The organism is Bradyrhizobium sp. CCGUVB1N3 (genome assembly GCF_024199925.1).
Lineage (GTDB): Bacteria > Pseudomonadota > Alphaproteobacteria > Rhizobiales > Xanthobacteraceae > Bradyrhizobium.
This window is the reverse complement of record NZ_JANADR010000001.1, coordinates 131,485-155,031: the sequence shown is the minus strand read 5'-3', so window position 1 is coordinate 155,031 and position 23,547 is coordinate 131,485. Positions and strand designations below refer to the sequence as shown.

Annotated in this window: 19 protein-coding genes; 8 read left to right on the top strand and 11 right to left on the bottom strand. The window is 62.4% G+C overall.

Features of this window, described 5'->3' with window-relative positions; translation table 11 throughout:
- The first annotated feature begins 2 nt into the window (after positions 1 to 2).
- From NLM33_RS00705 to NLM33_RS00680, 6 genes are read left to right on the top strand one after another with little or no spacing between them, the layout of a single operon-like run.
- Positions 3 to 1,550 (top strand): ABC transporter substrate-binding protein, encoded by a 1,548-nt coding sequence (locus NLM33_RS00705; protein WP_254093803.1) that lies wholly within the window; start codon positions 3 to 5, stop codon positions 1,548 to 1,550.
- A 15-nt stretch (positions 1,551 to 1,565) separates the two neighbouring features.
- Positions 1,566 to 2,513: an ABC transporter permease gene (locus NLM33_RS00700; protein WP_254093801.1), complete on the top strand. Its 948-nt coding sequence runs from the start codon at positions 1,566 to 1,568 to the stop codon at positions 2,511 to 2,513.
- On the top strand, positions 2,506 to 3,336 hold the full coding sequence (locus NLM33_RS00695) for an ABC transporter permease (RefSeq protein ID WP_254093799.1): 831 nt from the start codon (positions 2,506 to 2,508) through the stop codon (positions 3,334 to 3,336). The genes NLM33_RS00700 and NLM33_RS00695 overlap by 8 nt, the downstream gene beginning before the upstream one ends.
- Positions 3,333 to 4,907 carry an ABC transporter ATP-binding protein gene (gene nikE, locus NLM33_RS00690; protein ID WP_254093796.1) on the top strand — a complete coding sequence of 525 codons (1,575 nt, stop codon included), beginning with the start codon at positions 3,333 to 3,335 and terminating at the stop codon, positions 4,905 to 4,907. Before NLM33_RS00695 ends, nikE begins: the two co-directional genes overlap by 4 nt.
- Before the next feature lie 17 nt (positions 4,908 to 4,924).
- The gene (locus tag NLM33_RS00685; RefSeq protein ID WP_254093795.1) at positions 4,925 to 6,139 is read left to right on the top strand and encodes a M20 family metallopeptidase; all 1,215 of its coding nucleotides are present in this window, start codon (positions 4,925 to 4,927) and stop codon (positions 6,137 to 6,139) included.
- A gap of 45 nt (positions 6,140 to 6,184) precedes the next feature.
- Entirely contained in the window at positions 6,185 to 7,306 is a 1,122-nt protein-coding gene (locus NLM33_RS00680) for a Xaa-Pro peptidase family protein (protein WP_254093793.1), read from the top strand.
- 145 nt (positions 7,307 to 7,451) lie between these two features.
- On the opposite strand, the gene NLM33_RS00675 is transcribed toward NLM33_RS00680, so the two are convergent.
- From NLM33_RS00675 to iolG, 5 genes are all read right to left on the bottom strand, one after another.
- Entirely contained in the window at positions 7,452 to 8,456 is a 1,005-nt protein-coding gene (locus NLM33_RS00675) for a substrate-binding domain-containing protein (RefSeq protein WP_254093791.1), read from the bottom strand.
- 51 nt (positions 8,457 to 8,507) lie between these two features.
- Positions 8,508 to 9,611 carry an ABC transporter permease gene (locus tag NLM33_RS00670; protein ID WP_254093789.1) on the bottom strand — a complete coding sequence of 368 codons (1,104 nt, stop codon included), beginning with the start codon at positions 9,609 to 9,611 and terminating at the stop codon, positions 8,508 to 8,510.
- Positions 9,601 to 10,341, bottom strand: coding sequence for an ATP-binding cassette domain-containing protein (locus NLM33_RS00665; protein WP_254093787.1), 741 nt, complete (start codon positions 10,339 to 10,341; stop codon positions 9,601 to 9,603). Before NLM33_RS00665 ends, NLM33_RS00670 begins: the two co-directional genes overlap by 11 nt.
- Positions 10,342 to 10,595: 254 nt before the next feature.
- The gene (locus NLM33_RS00660) at positions 10,596 to 11,405 is read right to left on the bottom strand and encodes an SDR family oxidoreductase (protein WP_254093785.1); all 810 of its coding nucleotides are present in this window, start codon (positions 11,403 to 11,405) and stop codon (positions 10,596 to 10,598) included.
- 114 nt (positions 11,406 to 11,519) lie between these two features.
- Positions 11,520 to 12,524, bottom strand: a complete 1,005-nt coding sequence (gene iolG / locus NLM33_RS00655) for an inositol 2-dehydrogenase (protein WP_254105612.1) — start codon at positions 12,522 to 12,524, stop codon at positions 11,520 to 11,522.
- 304 nt (positions 12,525 to 12,828) lie between these two features.
- Here iolG and NLM33_RS00650 point away from each other — a divergent pair, with 304 nt between their 5' ends.
- Complete coding sequence (locus NLM33_RS00650; protein WP_254093783.1) at positions 12,829 to 13,701, top strand: MurR/RpiR family transcriptional regulator; 873 nt, start codon at positions 12,829 to 12,831, stop codon at positions 13,699 to 13,701.
- Positions 13,702 to 13,743: 42 nt separating this feature from the next.
- Here the strand turns inward: NLM33_RS00650 and NLM33_RS00645 are convergent, their stop codons facing one another.
- From NLM33_RS00645 to iolD, 4 genes are all read right to left on the bottom strand, one after another.
- A complete protein-coding gene (locus NLM33_RS00645) occupies positions 13,744 to 14,814 on the bottom strand; it encodes a Gfo/Idh/MocA family protein (RefSeq protein WP_254093781.1) in 1,071 nt (356 codons plus the stop codon).
- A 49-nt stretch (positions 14,815 to 14,863) separates the two neighbouring features.
- On the bottom strand, positions 14,864 to 15,838 hold the full coding sequence (locus NLM33_RS00640; protein WP_254093780.1) for a Gfo/Idh/MocA family protein: 975 nt from the start codon (positions 15,836 to 15,838) through the stop codon (positions 14,864 to 14,866).
- Positions 15,839 to 15,935: 97 nt separating this feature from the next.
- Positions 15,936 to 16,835, bottom strand: coding sequence for a myo-inosose-2 dehydratase (iolE, locus tag NLM33_RS00635; RefSeq protein WP_254093779.1), 900 nt, complete (start codon positions 16,833 to 16,835; stop codon positions 15,936 to 15,938).
- Positions 16,836 to 16,841: 6 nt separating this feature from the next.
- Positions 16,842 to 18,713, bottom strand: a complete 1,872-nt coding sequence (gene iolD / locus NLM33_RS00630; protein WP_254093778.1) for a 3D-(3,5/4)-trihydroxycyclohexane-1,2-dione acylhydrolase (decyclizing) — start codon at positions 18,711 to 18,713, stop codon at positions 16,842 to 16,844.
- Between the two features lie 170 nt (positions 18,714 to 18,883).
- On the opposite strand from iolD, the gene NLM33_RS00625 reads away from it, so the two are divergent.
- A complete protein-coding gene (locus NLM33_RS00625; RefSeq protein WP_254093777.1) occupies positions 18,884 to 20,014 on the top strand; it encodes a Gfo/Idh/MocA family protein in 1,131 nt (376 codons plus the stop codon).
- 48 nt (positions 20,015 to 20,062) lie between these two features.
- On the opposite strand, the gene NLM33_RS00620 is transcribed toward NLM33_RS00625, so the two are convergent.
- Entirely contained in the window at positions 20,063 to 21,697 is a 1,635-nt protein-coding gene (locus NLM33_RS00620; protein ID WP_254093775.1) for an NAD(P)/FAD-dependent oxidoreductase, read from the bottom strand.
- A 262-nt stretch (positions 21,698 to 21,959) separates the two neighbouring features.
- Positions 21,960 to 23,540 carry an SDR family oxidoreductase gene (locus tag NLM33_RS00615; RefSeq protein ID WP_254093773.1) on the bottom strand — a complete coding sequence of 527 codons (1,581 nt, stop codon included), beginning with the start codon at positions 23,538 to 23,540 and terminating at the stop codon, positions 21,960 to 21,962.
- Positions 23,541 to 23,547 lie beyond the last annotated feature (7 nt).

The window sequence follows — 23,547 nt, the reverse complement described above, 5'->3', positions numbered from 1 at the left end:
CCATGCTGTCCGTCACGCGCCGTCACTTCCTTGCCGGAACCGCACTCAGCCTCGCCATCCTGCCGAGAATCGCCCTCGCCGAGGCCCCCAGGCGCGGCGGCGTCTTGCAGATGTCGATCGACCAGGCGGCATCGGTCATCCATCCGATGCTGGCGCGCGTGAATCCGGAATACCTCGTCACCGAGCTGCTCTACTCCAACCTCACCCGACTGAAGCCGGACATGACCGTCGAGCAGGACCTCGCGCTTTCGTGGGAGCCGAATGCGACGCTGACCGAGTGGACCTTCAAGCTGCGCCCTGGTGTGACATTTCATGACGGCTCGCCACTGACCGCCGACGATGTCGTCGCCACGATCAACGCCATCCTCGATCCGAAGACCGCCTCCCCCGGCCGCACCAATGTCGGCCCGATCAAGGAGGTCGCGGCGCTCGATCCGTTGACCGTCAAGTTCACGCTCTCCGGCGCTTATGCCGACCTTCCGGTGGCGCTCACCTACCTCAACGCGCGCATCGTTCCAGCCAAGGTCGTCACCGGAGACCTCGCCAGCCTTTCGACCACCGCCAACGGCACCGGCCCCTTCAAGCTCACGACCTACGAGCCCGATCGCCGGATCATCGTCGAGCGCAACCCCGCCTACTACGACCCGATGCGGCCGTACCTCGACCGCATCGAGCTGCTGGTCTATCCGGACCGCACAGCCGAAGCCTCGGCGATGATCTCCGGCGAGATCGACCTGCTGCTCACGACCACGCCGGGCGAGTATGAGCGCCTCGTCAAGGCCGATGGCGTCAAGGCGCTACGCACGCCCTCCGGCCAGTTCCTCAACATCAATCTCGGATGCGACCAGAAACCGTTCAACGACGTGCGCGTTCGCCAGGCGCTGGCCCTGGCAGTCGATCGCGAGGCGACCGTGGGCTTCGTCGCGGGCGGCTACGGCACGCCGGGAAACGATACGCCGCTGAGCTCCGCCTATCACTTCTACAAGAACATTCCACTGAAGAAGACCGACATCGCCAAGGCGAAGCAGCTTCTGGCCGACGCGGGCTATCCCAACGGCATCGATCTGACGCTGATCGCCTCCGACAAGCCGGCGACCCGCACCCAACTCGGCGTCGCCGTCCGCGAGATGGCGGCGGCCGCCGGCTTCCGCATCAACGTGCAGACCATGCCGCACGCCACCTATCTCGACCAGGTCTGGAAGAAAGGCAATTTCTACGTCGGCTTCTACAACATGCAGCCGACGGCGGACGCCATCTTCAACCTGCTTTACACGTCAAACGCGGCCTGGAACGAGACCCGCTGGAACAACAGCGAGTTCGACGCCGTCATCAATGCCGCGCGCGTCGAGAACGACGAGGCCAAGCGCACCGCGCTCTACGCCAAGGCGCAGGACATGATGAACACCGAGGTCCCGACGGTGATTTCAGCGTTCTTCGACCTGCTGGCGGCGCAACGGGCTTACGTCGAAGGCTATGTGTTGCATCCGCGCGGATCGGTGTTCCGCCTCGACATCGTCTCGCTCGGTGCCGGCGCGCCGAAGCGCGCCTGACACCGGAGTTGCCTGGTGACGCTGGCCTGGTTTGCACGCCGCCTTTTGCTGATGGGCTACACCGTCGTCGTGGTCTCGATGCTGGTATTCGCCATCACGCAGGTCCTGCCGGCGGATGCAGCCCAGTCGCTGCTCGGGGAAAACGCCACGCCCGAGGTGCTGGCCGCGCTCCGGGCCAAGCTCGGACTCGGCGATCCGGCCTGGCTGCAATATGCGCGCTGGGCCGGCCACGTCTTCACCGGCGATTTCGGCGTCTCGATGCGCACGAGCCAGCCGGTCGGCCCCGAAATGCTGGCCGCGCTGTCGCGCTCGCTGCTGCTTGCCGCGTCGTCCATCTTGGTCACGCTCGCCATCGCGGTGCCGCTCGGCGTCGTGGCGGCGTTGCGGCAAGGCAGGTTCGCCGACACAGGCGTCAGCCTCATTGCCTATCTCGGCGTCTCGCTGCCGGAGTTCGTCACCGCAACGCTCCTTGCCCTCCTGCTCGCCGACACGCTGCATTGGCTTCCGGCGACCGGCTATGTTTCGCCGCTCGAGGATTTCGGCGGCGGCATCCGTCATCTGGCGCTGCCGGTGCTCACTGTCTCAGTGATCCTGATCGCCCACGTCATGCGCATGATGCGCTCCGAGACGCTCGACGTGCTGAAGTCCGACTATATCCGTGCCGCACGGTTGAAGGGACTCCCTGAGCGGACCGTACTGTTTCGCCATGCCTTGCGCAACGCGCTGCTGCCGGTCATCACCATCATCGCGCTCGACGTCGGCTACTTGCTCGGCGGCATCATCGTGATCGAGGAGATCTTCGCCATTCCTGGCATCGGCCGCGCGCTGATGGTTGCCATCACCACGCGCGACCTGCCGTCGATCCAGGCGGGTGCTTTGATCATGGCGACGACCTACGCCCTTACCAATACGCTCGCCGACATGGCCTATGCGCTTCTCGACCGGCGGATTCGCTATGACTGAGCTGTTCACCCGCTTGATGCGGAGGCCGCAGGGTTTTGTCGGTGTGGTGCTTCTGGCGCTTGTCGCTGTCGCTTGCCTGTTCGGGCCGGCACTGGCGCCGTATGCACCGGAGAAGATCGATTTTCTCGGCAGGTTCCGCGCGCCTGGCTGGCAGAACTGGCTCGGCGCCGATCAATTCGGCCGCGACATCCTGAGCCGCCTGATGGTCGGGGCGCGATCGACCGTGCCGATGGCTCTCCTCGCCACCCTCGTCGGCAGCGCGGCTGGCGCGATCATCGGCGTCGGCTCCGCCTATCTCGGCGGACGCACTGACGAAGCGATCATGCGCACCAACGATGCCGTGATGGCGATCCCGGGTCTTCTGATGGCCCTGCTCCTGGTCTCCACGCTCGGCAACGGCGCCGGCAATGCGGTCATTGCCATCGCGATCGCTTTTGCACCCGGCATGGCGCGGGTGACGCGCTCGGTCGCGCTCAATGTGCGCAATCAGGACTATGTGAAGGCCGCAATCGCGCGCGGCGAAGGCGCGTCGTGGATCATCTTCCGCGAGATGCTGCCCAATGTCATGGCGCCGGTCGTGATCGAGTCCACCATCCGCGTGTCCTTCGCCGTGATGCTGTTCGCGACGCTGAGCTTCCTCGGCGTCGGCGCCCAGCCGCCAGCATCCGAATGGGGGCTGATGGTAGCGGATGCTCGCCAATACATGCACCAGGCGCCGTGGGGGCTGGTCGCGCCATCGGCCGCGATCGCGCTCACCGCCATCGCCTTCAACCTGGTGGGCGATGGCCTTCGCGACGCTCTCAATCCGAAGGATGAGCGGTGACCCCTGCCCTTTCGATCCAGAACTATACGCTCGATTACATCACGTCCGCCGGAGCGGTGCATGTGCTGCACGACATCTCGCTCGAGATCGCACCGGGCGAGGTCCTCGGGCTCGTCGGGGAATCCGGATCCGGCAAGAGCTCGCTTGCCTGGGCGCTGATGCGCCACCTACCGAGCAACGCCCGCGAAGTGGCAGGTTCGCTACGGCTTGGCGACATCGACCTTCAGCGCCTGGGTCCGCGAGAGCTGACCAAGATCCGCGGACGCCGGCTTGGGATGGTGTTTCAGGATCCCTCGACCTCGCTCAATCCGACGCTCACCATCGGAACGCAGATCACCGAAGCGCTGATCCGGCATCGCGGCCTCAAGCCGCGCGACGCCGACGCGCTGGCCATTGACCTGCTCGGCCATGTCGATCTGAGCAATCCCGCTGCGATCATGCGGCGCTATCCGCATGAAATATCCGGCGGGGAAAAGCAGCGTGTCGTCATTGCCACGGCCTTCGGCTGCCGGCCCGACGTCATCCTGTTCGACGAGCCGACCACGGCACTCGACGTCATCACCGGTGCGCGCATCCTCGAACTGTTCGCACGATTGCGGCAGGAGACTGGCGTTGCCGCGCTCTATATTTCTCACGACCTCGCACTCGTGAGCCGGGTCGCCGACCGAGTCGCGGTCCTGAAGCGCGGCCGCCTGGTCGAACAGGCACCGGCCGCCGAGATCTTCCGCGCGCCGCGTCATGCAGAGACGCGCGTGCTCGTGGAGGCCGTGCCCAGGCCAGAACGCCGTCTCGTCCATGACGAGCCGCATGACGACGTCCTTCTCGCTGCCTACGACATCGAAGTCCACTATGGCAAGGCCGGACTGTTCCGCGCCGCACCGCCGCCAGCCACGAAGAAGATCGGACTGGATGTCCGTGCCGGCGAGATACTCGGCCTCGTTGGCGAATCCGGCTCGGGCAAATCGTCGATGGCGCGCGCACTCACCGGGCTCGCCCACTTCTCGGGTAAAATCTCCTTCGACGATCAAGTGATCCACAGCACGCGCGACATGAACGCCGCCTATCGCCGCGACATGCAGATCGTGTTCCAGCATCCGGATTCCTCGCTCAATCCACGTCACAGGATCGGCGAGATCCTATCGCGGCCCCTCAAGCTCTATGGCGGCAGTCTTGCCGACATTCCGCGCCTGCTCGATCAGGTTCGCCTGCCGGCATCCTATGCCGGCCGCTGGCCGCACCAGCTTTCGGGTGGCGAGAAGCAGCGCGTTGCCATCGCACGGGCCTTCGCGGCGCGGCCGAAGCTCGTGATCTGCGACGAGATCACCGCGCCTCTGGATGTTTCCGTGCAGGCCCAGATCATCGAGTTGCTTCTCGCACTGCGCGCGGAGACCGGCACCGCCTTCCTCTTCATCACCCACGATCTCAACCTCATCCGCCAGATCGCTCACCGTATCGCTGTGATGCGCCGGGGTGAGATGGTCGACCTGCTTCCGATCGAAGATTTCGATGCGGACCACATTCATCCCTACACTCGCGAACTGATGGCCGCCTCCCCCGTACCGGTCGGCTGACGACAAGGATTGCTTCGATGGATCACAACGCACTTCTCGCCCGGATCGACGTTCCAGCGGCCCTCGACCTCCTGTCCCGCATGGTGCAGCACAAGAGCTACTCGAAGTCGGATGGAGAGAAGCAGCTCGCCGCCTTCATGGCTGGCCGCATGCGCGAGATCGGCCTCGAGACCGAACTCGCCTCTTTCGGCGATGAGGGCCGGGTCAATGCCGTCGGCCGCTGGAAAGGCGTGGGCGGCGGCAAGAGCCTGCTGTTCAATGGCCACCTCGACACCAACCCGGTGACCGAGGGTTGGACCGTCGACCCCTGGGCCGGCAAAGTCGACGACGCCTTCATCTACGGCATCGGCGTCTCCAACATGAAGGCCGGCGATGCCGCCTATTTCTGCGCCGTCAAGACGTTGATCGATGCCGGCGTCAAACTCAAAGGCGACGTCATCCTGACCTATGTGGTCGGCGAGCTGCAAGGCGGCGTCGGTACATACTCGCTTGTCGAACAAGGGCTGCGCGCGGACTATTTCATCAACTCCGAGCCGACCGATCTGAAGGCGATGACCATGCACGCGGCGGCCTTCATGTTCATCATTGAACTGACCGGCAATACCCGTCATTTGTCGAAGCGCGAAGAGGCGGTCGACGCGATCGCGGCCGCATGCGATCTCATTCCGCGCCTCAATGCGATGAAGTTCTCCGGCGCCCTTACGCCGGAACATGAAGGCATCAATCGCGTCCATGTCGGCGTCGTCCACGGCGCGCTCGGCCGAGAGTTGCACGAATGGCGCGCGCCCCAGGTCGCCGACTACGTGCGGATCAAGGGCTCGGGCCGCTATGCGCCGGGCCAAACCGAAGCGGGAGCGCTGGCCGACATGCGCCGCGAACTCGACGCCCTGGTGGCGCGCTTTCCGGGCCTGAAAGCGGAGATCATGTCGGAGGACCGCGCCGGCGTGCCGACCATGCCGCCCTTCGAGGTCGCACGCGCGAGCCCGATCGTGGCTGCCGTCAACCGCGCCTATCGCACGGTACGCGGCGAAGACCAGCCGACGGGGCCGGTCGCTCCGAGCTGCTTCTACGGGACCGACGCCGGTCATCTTCACCATTTCGGCGGCATGGAGGGCATCGTCTGCGGCCCCGGCGGCCGCTACAACACGATGCCCGATGAGCGCGTCGACATCGTCGATTTCATCGACATGATCCGCATCTACATGCTCGCCATATTGGACATCTGCGGATAGAGTTCTCGGCCGCGTATCTGATCACACAAAAGGGTGACTTTCCCGATGTCGTTCCCGATCGACGAATATCAGGCGCGCGTGGCGCGCGCACGCCAGCACATGTCAGCGCGCAACATCGATGTCCTGATCATCGACCAGAGCGAATTCCTCGTCTATCTCACCGGCTTCCCGATTTCGGAGAACATGTACCGGGCATGCCTTCTGCCGCGCGAGGGCGAGCCGATCATGATCCTGCGGGCCGTCGACCTCGGACCGTTCACCGAAAACTCCTGGGTGACGGATTCCGTCGCCTTCGCTGATTGGGAAGACCCGATCCAGGTCCTTGCCGACACGATCGCCCGCCTGGGTTACGCCAGGGCGCGCGTGGGAATCGACGAAGAGTCCTATTGTATGCCGCTGCGTCGGTTCAAGAAACTCGCGGGTAGACTGCCGGACGCAAATTTCGTGGACTTCTCGGGCGTCATGGCGACGCTCCGCGCGCGAAAAAGCGAAAGGGAGATCGCCGTGCTCAGGCGCGCCGCCAAGATCGGCGATCTCGGTATCGCAGCCGCGCTCAAGACCGCCGGTTCGGGCAGATCGGCGCGAGATGTCGCAGCGGCCGTCCACCAGGTGTTCTTGCAAGAGGGTGCAGACGCCGCGCGCGCGGGCATCATCACGAAAGGCGTCGGCAATGCTTTCCTGCATGGCGGACTGACCAAGCAGCCGCTCGCCGAGGGCGATATCCTTCATATGGAGCTGCTGCCCTATGTCGACGGCTACAGCGCCCGCCTGATGCGCTCAGCGGTGATCGGCGAGATCACGTCACAGCGGTCACATCTCGCAAAGCGTCTGATCGAGATCCAGGATCTGCAATTCGATGCTGTGAAGCCCGGGGCCGCTGCCGCCGCTGTCGACGCGGTCGCGAGAAACGCGATGCTGGCCGAGGGCCTGAGGCCCAACTACCCGAATATCACTGGCTATGCGCTCGGCTGCTATCCGCTTCATACCCCGCGCACCAGCGACTTCTCGCGCATTTTCCTGCCCACGGCGGATTGGACACTTGAGGAAGGTATGGTGTTTCACATGTACGTGTCCGCCGATGGGATCGCGATCAGCGAGACCGTGCTGGTCACCGAGACCGGGCATGAATGTCTGACGCGCTGCCCGCGGCAAGTGTTCCAAGTGTGATGCAGCACCGGCGATCCATCTCCTAGCGGAAAGGCTCGGCACTGACCGGCTGCTCGGCTTAGGCGCGTCCGGCGCGCTGGCAGCAGGCCTGCTGCATCGCCGTGGTCAGCGGGCCAGGCTTTCCAGCCCGCTGCCGTCGTCATGACTACTTCGCGATACAGGTATCGACGTTCTTGGATGTGCAGACGTCGAGGCCGGTATAGGTCGGATCTTTAGGCGGAGCCTTGCCTTCCTTGACGTCCTTCAAGGCGAACATGGTCTTGTAGCCCATCTCGAACGGACGCTGACCGACCTGGCCGAGCGACAGCCCCTCCTTCATCTGGTCGATCTGAACCGGCAGTGTGTCGGCAACCACCAACGCCAGGTCCTTCTTGGCGATCTTGTCCTTGAAGGGCGCGACCGCAGCGCGGTTGGCGTCCGGCACGAATTGCGGGAAGCCGCCCGTCGGCGTGAATGCGTCCAAAGTCGGGTTCTTTGCCATGATGTCCTGGAATTGTTGCACCGACAGAGGGAAATCGTCGTTGGTGTAGAGCGGGCAGCCGTCGATCTCCTTCCAGCCATTCTGTCCAGTCAGCCGTTCCCCGGGCGATTGGGCAGACTCCTTGCCGGCCAGCGTGTCACGGATACCCTTCATGCGCTCGTTGTGGTTTGCTGCAGCAGCGCCACCGGACTGGATACAGATCGTGCCGCCCTTCGGCTTGATCGTCTGAACGATCTTGGCGATGTTGACGCCAATCTCGTAGTTGTGGGTGCCGATATAGGCAAGACGCAGCTCCTTGTTCTCGGGGAGAACGTCGGAGTCCCAGGTCAACACGGGAATGCCGGCGCCCTTGGCGGCCTGGAGCGCAACGGCCATCGCTGCCGCGTTGGCCGGTGCCACGGCAATGCCGTCCACCTTCTTGGCCACGAGGTCCTGCACGATCTGCACCTGCTCCTCGCCGCCGCCATGCTCTCCGGGGCCGATATACATGCACTGGAAGGCGCCCTTGGACTCGGCTTCCGCCTTCTTGCAGCCGTCCCGCGCCTGATCGAAGAACGGGTTGTTCATGTTCTTGGGAACGAGCGCAAAGGTGAACTTCTGCTGCGCGCTGGCCTGTCCTCCCATGAGCGCTGAAAACGCCACGGCGGCCATCAATAGATGTTTATGCACGTTTCTCCTCCCTCTTTGTTGATTCCAAGTCTCCGAACTACCATCGGATTCCTAACTACGCTTCCACGCGACCCACTCGCGGATCGTCGCAACAAGCGACGTTCCACTCGTCTGCATGCCGAGAAGCACGGCAATGACGATGAACATGCCAACGAAGGCGCCCTGCCAGTTCGAGTCGATGCCGGCCATCAGAAGCGCGTTGCGGATCACCTCGAGGAAGGCCGAGCCTATCACTGCACCGAATGCGGTTCCGTAGCCGCCCATCAGGTTGGCACCGCCGATGACGGTACCGGCGATGACTCGAAGCTCGTAGCCGGTCCCCATCGCGTTGATGGCCGAGCCGCTGTAGCCGAGGAGCAGCAGCGAGGCGATCGAGGCCGTGAATGACGAAAACACGTACGCCTGGAATTTTATCCAGTCGACCGACACGCCGGTCAGGCGCGCGGCGTTCTCGTTGGAGCCAATCGCATAGAGGTGACGCGCCCACGCCGTAAAGATAAAGATGGCGCCGAGGATGAGGGCAATGATCACCATCACCCAGAAATGGGAGGAGAGCTCCGGAAACCAGCGTGGCGCCCAGCTGGCTGGCGCATGGAGCGGCCATTTCGCCTGGCCGATTGCCCTGACGATGGGCGCGTCCGGACCAAACTGATACAGCATCTGGTTGCCGGAGAGCACGACAGCAAGCGAGCGGGCGATCGACAACATGCCGAGCGTCACGACGAAGGACGGCATGCCAATATAGGCAACGAAGAAGCCGTTGAAGGCTCCGCACGCCAATCCCGCCAAGAGCCCGGCTGCAAAGGCGACGTACCAGGAATGATGCCCGGTCAGCAGCAACCCTGTGACAATGGCAACGAGCCCCATCACCGAGCCGACGGACAGATCGATGCCGCCCGTGATGATGACCACGGTCATGCCGAGGCTCATGATCGCAAGCGGAGCGAAGTTGCGCGTAATGTTCGTTACGTTGTCGGCTGTTCCGAAGCTCGGCTCCAGCCAGGTCATGAAGATCACCAGAGCCAGGAGTGCGGCCGCGACCCAGAATGCCTGACTGGTCATCATTCGCTGGAAGGTCGTCTGCTCGCGAATGCTGACGACGTCACTGATTGCGGCGTGCGTTTCTTCCATCGCTTTGGCGGAACTAGGCTTCACGGATCGCCCCCGTAATCAGGCCGGTGATCTGCTCCGGCGAAGTCGCTGCAGTTTCCTTGTCGGCCACCTTTGAGCCGCGCCGGAGCACAATGATGCGATCGCAGACGGTAAAAACGTCGGGCATGCGGTGGCTGATCAACATCACCGATACTCCGCGAGATTTCAGCCGGCGGATGAGCTCGAGCACCTCGGCGACCTGTCGCACAGAAATGGCCGCGGTCGGCTCGTCCATCAGGACCAGCTTGGCATTAGACAGCCGGGCCCGGGCAATCGCAACAGCCTGGCGCTGCCCCCCCGACATCTTCTTCACGAGGTCCCGGGGACGCGTTTCCGATTTGAGCTCGGCGAAGAGCTCGCCGGCGCGCCCGATCATCGCCTGCTTGTCGAGGATGCGGAACGGCCAGAAACCCTTCTTGATTTCGCGGCCGAGGAAGACGTTCTCCGTGGCCGTAAGGTTGTCGGCCAGCGCGAGCTCCTGATAGACAACTTCGATGCCCTCGGCCCTCGCCTCGATCGGCCTGTGGAAATGGCATGCCTTGCCATCAACGACAACGGCGCCCTCGGTCGGCGGGAAGTTTCCGGCAATCAATTTCACCATGGTTGATTTGCCGGCGCCGTTGTCGCCCATCAACCCGACCACTTCCCCTGCATCGACCGAAAAGCTGACGTCGTGCAGTGCCCGAATGGCACCAAAGCTCTTCGAGATGCTTCGAACATCAAGCAAAGCCACGCGTTCCCTCCATCGTGCGGTGGCAGCTCTATCCGGCCGCTTCACCTCCTCGATATGCGCAATTAATATTGCACAAACGGCAATCTCGCAACGTCTATTTCATGTGACGGATGGTGCCCTTGCACGGACATCCGTTGCAGCCTGACCAGAAAGCGTGGACATCGGAAGTGCGGGAGACCACGTCCTGCTTGCCTGGCGTGATGTCACGCCCGCGCACGCATCTTAGAGAGAAACGCCCCTGGCCCCGGATCGTCTCAGAGCGGCGCTTCCGGCTGCGGTGACGTCTCGTAGGCGCCCCAGATGCTTTGGTCGAAGTTGATCGTGGCTCCCGTCATCATTCCGGACTCATCGCAAGATAAGAACGCAACGGCGCGCGCCACTTCGATGGGATCGAGCAGTCGGCCGAAGGGTTGCCGCGCGGCAGCTTCTTCGAGCCAACTCGCAGACCGGCCATGGTAGACCTGCTGCGTGTTGAGCTCGCCTTCCGAGGCCATCCAACCAATGTTGAGACCGTTCACACGGATGCGATTGCGCAGCACCGCATGGGCAGTATTTCGCGTCAGCGTGTCGAGCGCGCCTTTCGATGCGCAATAAGCGGCAATGAAGGACTGGCCACCCATCGCCGACATTGAAGAGACGTTGACGATCGTGCCCTGCACTCTGTCGCGGCGCATCAGCTTGATCGTGTCCTGCATCAAGAAAAAGGGGGCACGCGTGTTGACGGCGAAGATCTTGTCGAACAATTCGGGGCTTGTATCGATGATGGTGCCGCGGCTTGTGTCGCCCGCGGCGTTCACCAGGGCGTCGACGCGCCCGAAGACCTTGTCCGCCTCGACCACGACTCTGGCGCAATCCTCGGTCTTTGTCAGGTCAGCGCGCACAAATACCACTGCCGCGCCCGTGGCCGTGGCGATCGCATCGGCCCTTGCCCGCCCCTTCGTCTCGTCACGACCGCACGTTACGATGCCCTTCGCACCGCGTTCGGCGAAAAGCTTGGCGATGGCGGCACCGAGCCCCTGCGTACCGCCCGTGATAATCGCGATCTTTCCAAGCATCGAAGTCATATGAGTTCTCCAACGATCGGTTCGGGCACTGTCAGTCTCTCCATGGCTGCTCTCGGTGATGAGACCTCGTGCGGATTGATCCTTGCTATTCGAGAGCCGGAGGCACGTTTCACGTCACGCGAAATTGCGGACCTCGACCTTCTTGCCGGTCCTGGCGGACTCCACCGCCGCCTCCGCAAGCACGAGCGAGCGGTAACCGTCGTCGAACGTCGCTTGGGTCGGCGTAGCGTCGCGAACGGCGGCAATGAACGCTGCGATCTCGGCCTCGTAGGCCTCCTCATAACGCTGGATAAAGAAGTTGAGGTAAGGCTCTGCCGCATCAGTCGTGGTCGAGCCGTAAAACTTCAGCTCGTGCGCCTTCTTGTTGTCGGAGATGACCATCCCCTCGCTGCCAAAGAGCTCGATCCGCTGGTCGTAGCCAAAGGCAGCTCGTCGCGAGTTGTTGATGTGACACAGCTTTCCGTCTGCAGTGCGCATGATCACCATGATGGAGTCGAAGTCACCGAACTCCGATCCAATGGTGGGATCAACAAGCGCGCTGCCGGTCGCGAAGACCTCGGTCGGCTCGTCGTTCAACATGAAGCGCGCCACGTCAAAATCGTGGATCGTCATGTCACGAAAGATACCGCCCGAGACCGCAGTGTAGCCCCGCGGCGGCATCCCCGGATCACGCGACGTGATAACCACCTGTTCAAGTTTTCCGATCTTACCGGCGGCACAGGCATCGCGCGCGGCCCGGTGCCCGGGGTCGAAGCGGCGATTGAAGCCAATCTGAATTGGCACGTTACAGCCTTCAATGGCCCTGCGGCATGCTCGTACCCGATCGAGACTGAGATCGATCGGCTTCTCACACAAAATCGCCTTGCCCGCCCTTGCCGCGAGTTCGATCAGATCGGCATGCGTGGCAGTCGATGTCGCAATCAGAACCGCGTCGGCCTTATCAATCGCATCTTCCGCACTCGTCGATATCCTGCAGCCATGCGCTCTGGCAACCGCTTCAGCGGCAGTCGTGTTTGGATCGAATACCGTCTCGAGGCGCGCCCCGTCCGCCTTGGCAAGATTCCGGGCGTGCAAGACGCCAATGCGCCCGCACCCGAGCAATGCGAATTTGATCGCCACCATTTCCTCCGCCGACGAATGTTCGATTTGCTTGCAAGAGTTATTGCGAATATGCAAAAGTGTCAATAATCGTTCGCTGACCCGTCAATGATTCTGCTGCGCAACCAGCGCAACGACGGAGTGGCGCGAGAGTCTCCTTGGGTCCCTAGCCCGTCCGGTCAACGGTCAGGCCGTACCGCTGGATACTTGACCTACGCAGATGCCTTGGACTGCTGACTCTCAGGGAGGACAGCGTTCCGAACGAAAGCGAAGTTGTCGGCATCCTCACACGATGAAACCAATACCAACGGCGAGAGCACCTTAAATGCAGGACGTGAAGACACCGGAAGACTATGAGGAATTGATCCGTGTCATCCACGATCGCCATGATGACATGAGCAAGTCCTATCAGAAGATCGCCGTTTATCTGACCCAGAACCCGAATGATGTCGCGGTCCTGTCGGTAAACGCCATCGCCGATCGCTGCGGCATCCATGCCTCGAGTTTCGTGCGCTTCGCCCAGTCACTCGGCTATGAAGGTTTCAAGGAGCTTCAGGCGTTGTTTCAACGGCGCTTGTCAACCGCTGCCCCGGGCTTCGAGGCGCGCATTAGAGCTCTGGAAATCGAGTTGGGCGCCCGCACCGATCGTAGCGAAGTCGGTTTCCTGCGTGACCTAGTCGTCCGTGACATTGCCTCCCTTCAGGACATGCTCGCGGACATTTCCCCAAAAGCCCTCTCGGAAGCGGTAAGCCTTCTTGAGAGAGCCGACTCGGTTTTTCTGATCGGCCAGCTGCGTTCAGCGCCCGTAGTTGAATTCCTTCGCTACATATTGACCATGCTGGGCAAGCGTTGCGTGTTGCTCGACGCAGGCGGCGGACTTGCTACGCACATCGCGCGTACGATCCGCAAGAAGGACGTTCTCCTGGCGGTGTCGTTCCGCTTTTACGCAAACGAGGTCGTCAACGTTGTGGAAGAAGCCGGGCGCAATGGGGTTCCCATCATTGCGATGTCAGACAGCACGCTGTCGCCGCTGGCTAAAAACGCTCGCGTTCTGTTCGCGGTTCCAGAGCATGAATACACGTTTTCGCGCTCACTCGCCGCTCCGATGTGCCTTGCACAGGCTTTGACGGTAGCGCTGGCAGCGCGACTACAGAAAAACGACGTCAATCCGCGGATTCCAACGGTTACCGGCAAGTAGAATAACTCGGGCTGGCCCAAGCTTAAGGTACTCGTCACACTCTCAAAAAACCAGTCGTCGGTCGGTTACAGGGGTAGCTCGCACCATGTCGGGCGTTGGATGGCGGGCACGTGGGCGGGATGTGATGGTTTGCGGTTGCCCCGTCAGGGCGGCCGTTTCAATCGCGACCAGTGCGCGCAGGTCCGCCAGCCCCTCCTCGCCATCGGCCTCGGGCGGCGTTCCAGCCTTGATGCAATCTGAAAAATACTCCACCTGCGCGCCAAAATGGTCGATTTGCGGAAACTGCGTTTCGCTGACCTCGCCGTCGCGGCGCAGACGTAGTTTTGTTGCGGTCTCGAACCTGAAGCCGGGATCGAGTTCAAGATCGCCCGCCGTCCCGACGACCCTATAATTGTCGACGGCGGCCGCCCCGAAGCTGGCGACGAATTGCGCCAAACCGCCCGAAGGGAAACGCAGCATAGCTGCGACGGACGCTTCCACCTCGCGAAAGCGCGAGTCATCGTTCGGTCGGTGCGCCATCGCCATGGCCTCGATCGGCTCTTCAGCAAAGATGTGACGAGCCGCGTTGACGCAATAGACTCCGACATCCTGGAGCGGTCCGCCCCAACTCGCAGCTTTCAGTCTGTGGTTCTCTGGTGGCGCCTGAAAACTGAACACCGATTGAAAGAAGAGCGGCCGGCCGATCGCGTCGTTGCGGATGTGCTCAAGGACCGCGACAGTTCCGGGCTCGTTGTGGAGCCTGTAGGCGGTCATCAGAAACACGCCGGCTTCGCGCGCAGCGGCAATCATGGCGAGTGCATCTTGTTCGTTGGTAGCCAGCGGCTTCTCGACCAAGACGTGCTTGCCGGCACGAGCCGCCCGAACGGCGTAGTCAGCATGCAAGTGGTTCGGCAGAGCGATATACACCGCATCGACGTCAGAGCCCTTCAAAAGGGCATCGTATCCGTCATAGCCGACAATCTGGCCAATACCATGGAACTCCGCCAACCGCGAGGCCTTGTCCGGATTGCCCGTCACAATTGCGGTAACCTTCGAGTTTGTGGACTGTCCGACTCCCGGCAAGAAGGCTTGTTGCGAAATCCAGCCCGCGCCGACGACTGCGTACTTGATCATCATTTCCTCTCCCACGACTCGCGTTGCAACCACGTTCGCCAGCTATCAATCAGTCGTACAGCGAGGGACGTGGCCCATATCTCAAAGGAGCCACACCATTTCCGGCGAGAGCCTCAGCGACTTGCTCTGCGATGGCCGAGGCAACATAGCCGTCCCATGCGCTCGCCCCGACCGACGCTCCGGTCTTCACAGCGCAGACCCAATCAGCCATCTGCCTGCGGTACGCCTCTTCGAACCTCGGCACCCAGTTATCCGGATACGAATGCCCACCAGCTCTGTCTCTGTTCAACAGCGTCAGCGATGCCGGAGCCAGCGCTATCGTGCCCTGCCGACCGACCAACTCGACATGGACGTGATAGCCATAGCTGGCGTTCACGAAAACCTCAGTCGAAACGATCTCGTTTTTGTCGGTCTTCATCGTGATCATGAGGGGTTCGCCGCCCGGCCCAGCCTCCACATGCGCAGAAACCATCTCCGATGCCAACAGCCAACGGCTGATGTCGATCTCGTGGACGAAAGAATTCGTGATGGCCATCGAACCATTGAACCACTCCGGCGCGCGAACGTTTCGGTGCACGTTGTGCAACAACACGGCTCCGCCCAATTCACCGGTGTCTTTCATGCGCTTGATCTCCCGATAGCCAGGGTCAAACCGGCGCATGTATCCAACCTGGATGAGCCTGCGCCCCAGAGCGACTTCCGCCTGCACCACGTCTAGCGCATCAGCTGCCGAAGACGCCAAAGGCTTTTCGCAGAGAACAGGCTTCCCCGCCTCGATGCAGGCTCGTGTTAGGGCCGCATGTGTGGCGTCGGGAGACGCAATCACGACCGCGTCGATCCGATCCGACGCGATCAACGCTTGAGGATCCGAAAAGACCGTTGCTCCAGAGGCCACTGCCTGCGCCCGAGCCGCGTCGGCATCGAAAATTCCAGCAAGATGAGCACCGGGAGTTTCGCGTCGGAGTATCCGAGCATGCTCGGCGCCCATGACACCTGTCCCGATGACTCCGATCCCGATGCTCATTTCACCTCCCATCCCGACTTCGCACCAGGGTGAACCCGCCCGAGCAGGGCAAGACCTGAGCGCGTCTTCGAGTACGGCGACATCCGATCCTTACGGTTCATTGCACGACCTCGTATCCGGCAGACGCCATCAAGCGCATCAGCGCCGCGTGTCCTTTCTTGGCCATTTCGAGCGGCGGACTGATCTTCGGATCCTGCTCCGCCTCGACGACGAACCACCCCTCGTAGCCGTAGGACGCGAGGCGGGCGATGATCGCGGCGAAGTCGAGCGAGCCGTCACCCGGCACGGTAAACGCCCCTTTCACCACCGCGTCGAGGAAGCTCTCCCGTTTCCGGTCGAGCCTGTCGACGACGCTGCTGCGGACGTCTTTGGTATGCACATGGCTGATGCGGGAATGATGCCTGTCGATGACACGTAAAACGTTGCCGCCGGCAAACGCCATGTGGCCAGCATCGAACAACAGCGGTAACGCCTCACCAGAATTTGCCATGAGCAGGTCGAGTTCAGCTTCGGTCTCGATCGCCGCAGCCATGTGGTGATGGTAAGCGATCGGCATTCCCTGTCCGGCACACCACTCGGCGAACACCGTCATCTTGCGTCCGTAGGCCGTAATCTCCTCGTCCGAAAGCCTGGGTTTGGTATCGAGCGGCGCGGCGCGAATGCCCTGGATCGAACGCGCAGTTTCGCCGTAGACGATGCAGGGCGCCTTGGCCGCAATGAAAAAATCCATCTGGGCGCGAATGCGATCCTTTTCCCGCTCGATGTCACCGTCGAGCAGAAGGCCGGAGAACCAGCCGCCGCATACGGAAATGCCAAATCGAGCGAGTATCGGGCCGAGTTCCTCCATATTCATGGGGAAGCGCCGTCCGGTCTCCATCCCCGTAAAACCGGCAACGCTCGCCTGGCGCAAACACTCCTCCAGACTCACGTCATCGGACAGCTCTGCAAGATCGTCGTTCCACCAGGCTATGGGGGCAATTCCAAGTTTCGCTTTCATGTCTCATCACACTCCGATGCGCTGCTTCGCGCGGATCTCGTCTTGCTGCCTGCGCGCGCTTCGAACCGTCTCGCGCGACGATATTTGGGGAACGCCGACGTCCCAGTCGGCATCGCCAGGAACCCACGAATAGGCATCAGAGACGATCGAAAGCACCGTGGTGCGGTCGTTGCCTTTGGCCCATTCGAGCGCGGCAACAAGGTCGGCGAGGCTCTCGCAATGCCGCGCAGCCGCCCCCATCGACTCGGCGTGCTTGGCAAAATCGACGTGAAGGGGATTGTCGCGATTCTGAACGCGACAATCGGTCAACAAATTGTTGAAGCCTGGCACGCCTTTGAATTGTTGCAACCGGTTGATCACCGCAAACCCGCCATTGTCACAGACCACAACGATCATCTTGTGACCGCTCAGGACCGTCGAGTAGATGTCGGAGTTCATCATCAGATAGGTACCGTCGCCGACCATCACGATCGGCGTGCCGCCGAGTCCGCCGGGCCCGGAATTGGCCATCGCATGGCCCCAACCGGCCGCGACCTCGTAGCCCATGCAAGAGAAGCCGAACTCGAGGTCAAAGGTGTTCGGTGCCTTGACGCGCCAGCCCTTTGCCACTTCGCCAGGCAGGCCCCCGGCGGCTGAAATCAAGGTGTCTTTCTCGCCGGCAGACGCATTCACTGCCTGGACGATTTGCGCGTAGGTCGGCACCGGAGCGTTGCTGGGGGCCTGCAGTGACTCGAGCAGCACGTCCCATTCCCTGAAGAGCATCTGAGCACGCGCCATGTGGGCGGGGTCGACGCGCCACGCGCCGAGCGCCGCATCGAGTTCTTCAATCGTCTCCCGCGCGTCGCCCACCACCGCCAGCGCACGATGCTTCACCGCATCGAACCTGGCCGCGTTGATCGAGATGAAACGCGCATCCGCGCTGAAGGCGGTCCATGATCCTGTCGTAAAATCCTGAAGGCGCGTCCCCACCGCAAGGATCACGTCGGCTTCGGCTGCGAGTGCATTCGCTGAGGTTGAGCCGATAATTCCGATCGGCCCCGCATGGGCCGGGTGATAGTGGGTCACCGCGCCCTTGCCGGCGATCGTCTCCACAATAGGAATTCCACGCTTCACCGCAAAATCTGCGACGACGTTTCCCGCCAGCGAGTAGCGCACGCCACCGCCGGAGATGAGGATCGGCCTCTTCGCGGTCTTGAGCAGCGTGGCTGCTTCCGCGAGTTTCTGACGATCGGAGCGCGGACGCGGAATGGCCCAGGTTCGGGGCTCGAAGAAGACCTCGGGATAGTCGAAGGCCACCTCCTGTGTGTCCTGTGGGAGTGCGAGGAATGCCGGGCCGCAGTCGGCCGGATCGAGCATGGCGGCCACGGCCTGCGGGAGCGAAGAGATGATCTGCGCGGGATGAGTGATCCGATCCCAATAGCGCGTGACCGCCTTGAAAGCGTCGTTCACAGTGACGGTCGGGTCACCAAAATGCTCGACCTGCTGGAGAACCGGATCCGGCAGCCGATTGGTGAACGTATCGCCAGCGATGAGAAGGAGGGGCAAGCGATTTGCGTGAGCCGTTCCCGCCGCCGTTACCATGTTCAGAGCTCCGGGGCCGATGGACGACGTCGCTACCATGATTTGCCGCCGAAGCTTGCCCTTGGCGAAACCGATAGCCGCCAACGCCATCGACTGCTCGTTCTGTCCGCGCCAGGTGGGCAGACGATCCTGCACTGCCTCCAGGGCCTCGGACAGGCAGGTCACGTTCCCATGACCAAAAATACCGAAGACGCCGGCGAACAGGGGCACGCGAACTCCGTCGATTTCTGTGAACTGTTGAGTCAGCCATCGCACCAGGGCCTGGGCCATGGTGAGGCGGATCGTGGCGCCGGTCATGTGGTCTCCTCCCTCGACGGTTTGTCAGGGAAGATAACCTCTTGCATTGAATATTGACAATGACATTTTTCCGCAACAATTATTGCGGAAGACGTCTTCCGTTCAGAACGTGCTCGATTTTTTCGTAGGTCGCCTCAGCTCCGACCTCGTCGTGAACAGGGATTTCCGACATGAACAAGCCGAAGCTTCGCATTGGCCTCATCGGTAGCGGATTCATGGGCAAGACCCACGCTTTCGGCTACTCCATCGCCGCGCGTGTCTTCGACCTCCCGTTCGAGCTGGAACTGCATACGATCGCGGATATCAGCGACGAGGCAGCCGCGAAAGCAGCCTCGGCCCTCGGCTTCGCGCGCGCGACCTCGGACTGGCGCTCGCTCGTGGCGGACCCAGGTATCGACGTCGTGAACATCACCACGCCCAACGCACTCCACAAGGAAATGGCCCTGGCTGCGATTGCCGGGCGCAAACATGTGTATTGCGAAAAGCCGCTGGCGCCGCTCGCGACAGACGCCCGCGACATGGCCGAGGCAGCCGAAGCGGCCGGCGTCAAGACGCAGGTCGGCTTCAACTATCTTTGCAACCCCATGCTGGGTCTCGCACGCAACATGATCGCGGCCGGGGAACTCGGCGAGATACGCGGCTACCGCGGGGTCCACGCCGAAGACTACATGGCCGACGCCACTGGTCCGTTCACTTTCCGGCACGACCCGGTGGGCGGCGGCGCGCTGGCCGACATTGGCAGCCACGCCCTAGCCACCGCCGAATTCCTGTTGAGTCCAGCCGCCGGACCGATCACTCGCGTCATGGGCGATTGCGTCACGATGATCGGGGAACGTCCGGATGGCAAGGGCGGCCGGAGGCGCGTCGAGGTCGACGACGTCGGCCGAGCTTTCTTCCGTTGCGCCAACGGCACCTCCGGCTCGATCGAGGCGAATTGGATTGCGACAGGGCGGAAGATGCAACACGACTTCGAGGTTTATGGAAGCAGAGGCGCCCTCGCCTTCAGCCAGGAACGATTCAACGAGTTGCATTTTTTCTCGACCGATGATCACCGTGGCCGTCAGGGATTCCGCCGGATCGAGGCAGGCCCTGACCATCGACCATACGGCCTGTTCTGCGTTGCGCCCGGCCACCAGCTTGGCTTCAACGACCTGAAGGCGATCGAAGCCGCGGGCTACCTTGACGCTATCGCTGGACGCCGGCCGGAGCCATTCAACTTCCGCGCTGGCCTGCGCATTCAAACGCTCGTCGAGACCATTCACGCATCGAATCGCGCTGGAATGTGGAAGGAGGTTCCTTGAGCATTCCTCCTTTGACAATCGTATTGCAGTGAGATCCCGGAGCGCCCCTCAGGCCGCGACCGGGGTTCGTCCGCGCTCGAAGACGAAGTCACGATATCCCGCCTGCGCGACCGCGGCGCAATAGTCCCGATACTTCGGAAATCCGCCCGTGAAGAGCGTGAGTCCGAGCGGCTTATCCTTGACGTTGGCACCGAGATACCAGGTCTTCGCCTTGTTGAGCAGCGAGCGCTGCGCGATCCTGACGACGAGCTCCATCCATCCATCTTCCGCAGCTTTGGACGGTTCGACGGTGGCGAGGTCGTGATCGGCCATGTGTGTGATCAGGTTCGCGATCCAGTCGACGTCGTTCTCGCTGATCCTGACGATGTTGGCCAGCGCAGCCGGGCCGTTCGGCCCGGTGGTCATGAACAGGTTCGGGAAACCTTCCATCATCAGGCCGAGATAGGACCTCGCACCGTGCTTCCATTTATCGTTGACCTTGCCGCCGCCGCGGCCGACGACATCGAAGGCCGTCAGCGCGCCGGTGAGCCCATCATAGCCGGTCGCGAGAATCAGCATGTCGAGCTCGGTTTCGCCCGTCTCGGTCCGTACGCCCTTCTCGGTGATTTCGAGAATGGGATCGGCGACGCAGTCCATCAAGCGGACGTTGGGCAGATTGAACGTCTCGTAATACTCGGTATCGAGGCACGGCCGGCGCGCGAAGATGGGATAGCCGCGCGGCTTGAGCTTTTCCGCCGTGACGGGATCCTTGACGACCTCGTTGACCTTGCCCCGCACGAATTCGGCAACATGCTCGTTGGCCTCTTCATTGCTCAGCAGATCCGTGAAAGTCCCGAGCATTGCAAGGCCGCCGGCCTTCCAGGCGTCTTCCATGAGCTCGCGACGTCGCACCGGCGTCACGCTGAAGAAGGCGCGGGTGGTCCAGGGACGCACGCCGCCGTTCGGGCTGTTGCGGGCAGCCTCGCGAAGGCCAGCGTAATTGCGCTTGACCTCGGCGACATAGTCCGGCTCCAGCTTCTGGTTGCGCATCGGCATGGTAAAACTTGGCGTGCGCTGGAAGACGAAGAGCTCGCCGGCCTTCCGGCCAACTTCCTGGACGATCTGGATGCCGCTCGATCCAGTGCCGATCACGCCGACGCGCTTGCCGGCGAAGCTCACCGAATGATGCGGCCACTTGCCGGCGCGCAGCAGCTCGCCCTTGTAGCGCGCAATGCCCGGGATCTGGGGATCCATGGGGACCGACAGCGGTCCGGTGGCCATCACGCAGTAGGTTGCCTCGACCGTCTCGCCGCGATCAGTCGTGACCTTCCAGAGCTTGCGCGTCCCGTCCCAGACGGCGCTGGTGACGCGGGTGTTGAATTGATAGTGCTTGCGCAGATCGAGCCGGTCGGCCACGAAGTTGAAATAGGCGAGAAGTTCCGGCTGGGACGCGAATTCCTCTGACCACGTCCATTCCTGCTCGATCTCGGGAGAGAACGAATAGCTGTAGTCAACGCTCGGAAGGTCAACCCGCGCGCCCGGGTAGCGATTCCAGTACCACACGCCCCCGACGTTGCCCCCCGCCTCGAATGCCGCGAGCTTGAGGCCCATTTCCCGGAATTTGTACACGGCATACAAACCGCCGAAACCGGCGCCCACGACGACGACGTCAAGGCGTTGTGCACCCATCTCAGAGCTGCTCATCTCGGGCATTTCCTCGCTTGCATCATTGATTCCGGTTGGCGCGGCGATCGACGATGTGCCACATGCGAAAGCATTTGCGCTGGATCGCGGCCTCGCTTTGCAAAACATCTCATGAGTTCTGCAGCACCACTACCGCTTTGACGGCGTGTGGGTTCAGTTTCACATCTATGAAAGAGAACGAGCGTGTCACGAGACCCGTCCAGGGCGTCAAAGGTCATGCCCTGCCGAGACGCACCAGCAATCACCGCACATCGTCTCGTCATCAATCGCTCGTGGTGCTCGCATCGCCGGCGTCGCCGAACGCGGTCCAGCCGCCGTCGACATAGAGGATCGACCCGTTGATGTAGGATGCCTCCGGCGAGGCCAGGAAATAGGCAGCCTTCGCAACCTCCGCCGGCTCGCCGAAGCGGCCGAGCGGAATGCGGCGCCGGATCCTCGCGCCGTCGATACGGCCCGACGCCCGCAATGCGGCCACGCCCGGCGTGTTGATATAGCCCGGCGCAATGGTGGCGGTGCGCAACCCGGCAGGACCAAGTTCAGCCGCCATGCATCGTGTCAGAATGTCGATGGCTGCCTTCGAAGCGCCGTAGGCGTGGCGCGGCGCGAACGGCAGGAACGTGTTGATCGAACCGAGATTGAGAATGACGCCGCCGCCACTCATCAGCCTGATCGCCTCGCGGGCGCAGAGAAATGCGCCAACTACATTCACGTCAAGAACCTCGTCGAAATCCGCCACGGATTGATCGAGCGCCGGCACGAAACGATCGGCCACCGCCGCATCGTTGACCAGCACGTCGATGCGGCCAAAGCGCTGCCTGATCGCGGCAAACAGCGCCAGCACGTCCTGCTCCGACGAGACGTCCAGGGCGAAGGCCATGTGTTTCGTGCCGAGCGCGCGCACCAGGTTGGCGGCGCGATCGCCATCCATGTCTGCGACGACCACGGTATCGCCGCCGGAGGCAAATTTCCGAGCGATCGCCTCGCCGATGCCGTTGGCGCCGCCGGTCACCAGCACGATGCGCTCCCGCGAAGGCCGCTCGGGTCTCGCCAGTTCGGCGTCCGGCGTTCCGTTAACCGGTGGATACGCATCGCCCGGCTGATTGAAGGATTGCCAGCCGCCATCGACGGCGAGAACCGCCCCCGTCACATAGCCTGCCTCCGGCGAGGCGAGGAAGCGCGCCACAGCAGCGATCTCGTCCCGCCGCCCCATGCGCCCGAGCGGAATGCGCCGCCGAACCAGATCGAGATTCGCCTTGCCTGAGCGCTCAAGCTCCGCGACCATCGGAGTGCGGACATAGCCCGGTGCAATCGCCACGACGCGAATGCCATGCTTCGCCCATTCGCAGGCTAGCGACCGCGTCGCCGAGATCAATCCTGCCTTGGACGCCGCATAGGCGTTGCGCTTCGGATTACCGAGCACACCCGCCAGCGACGCAACGTTCACGATGACACCACCGACCTCCATCATGCGCCTCGCCACCTCGCGCGCGAGTACGAACGGGCCGCGCAGGTTGACGCTCAATGCCTTGCGGAACGAGGCGACGTCCGTGTCGACGGTCGCCGCCATGGTTGGTCCAAGTGCTGCGTTGTTGACGAGGACGTCGACCTGTCCAAATCGTTGCTCGATCGCAGCGACGAGACCCACGACTTCGTCTTCGGAAGCAACGTCGCAGTAGAACGCCGCATGCTCGCCGCCGAGCGAAGCCGTGATGTTGACGACGTCGGTACCCGGCAGGTCGACGGCCACGATGATATCGCCGTCACGATGGAACGCTTCGAGCAGCGCACGGCCAACGCCGCCGGCCGCTCCGGTGATGACGACAACGCGCCTCCGCTTTTCCATGATTGTC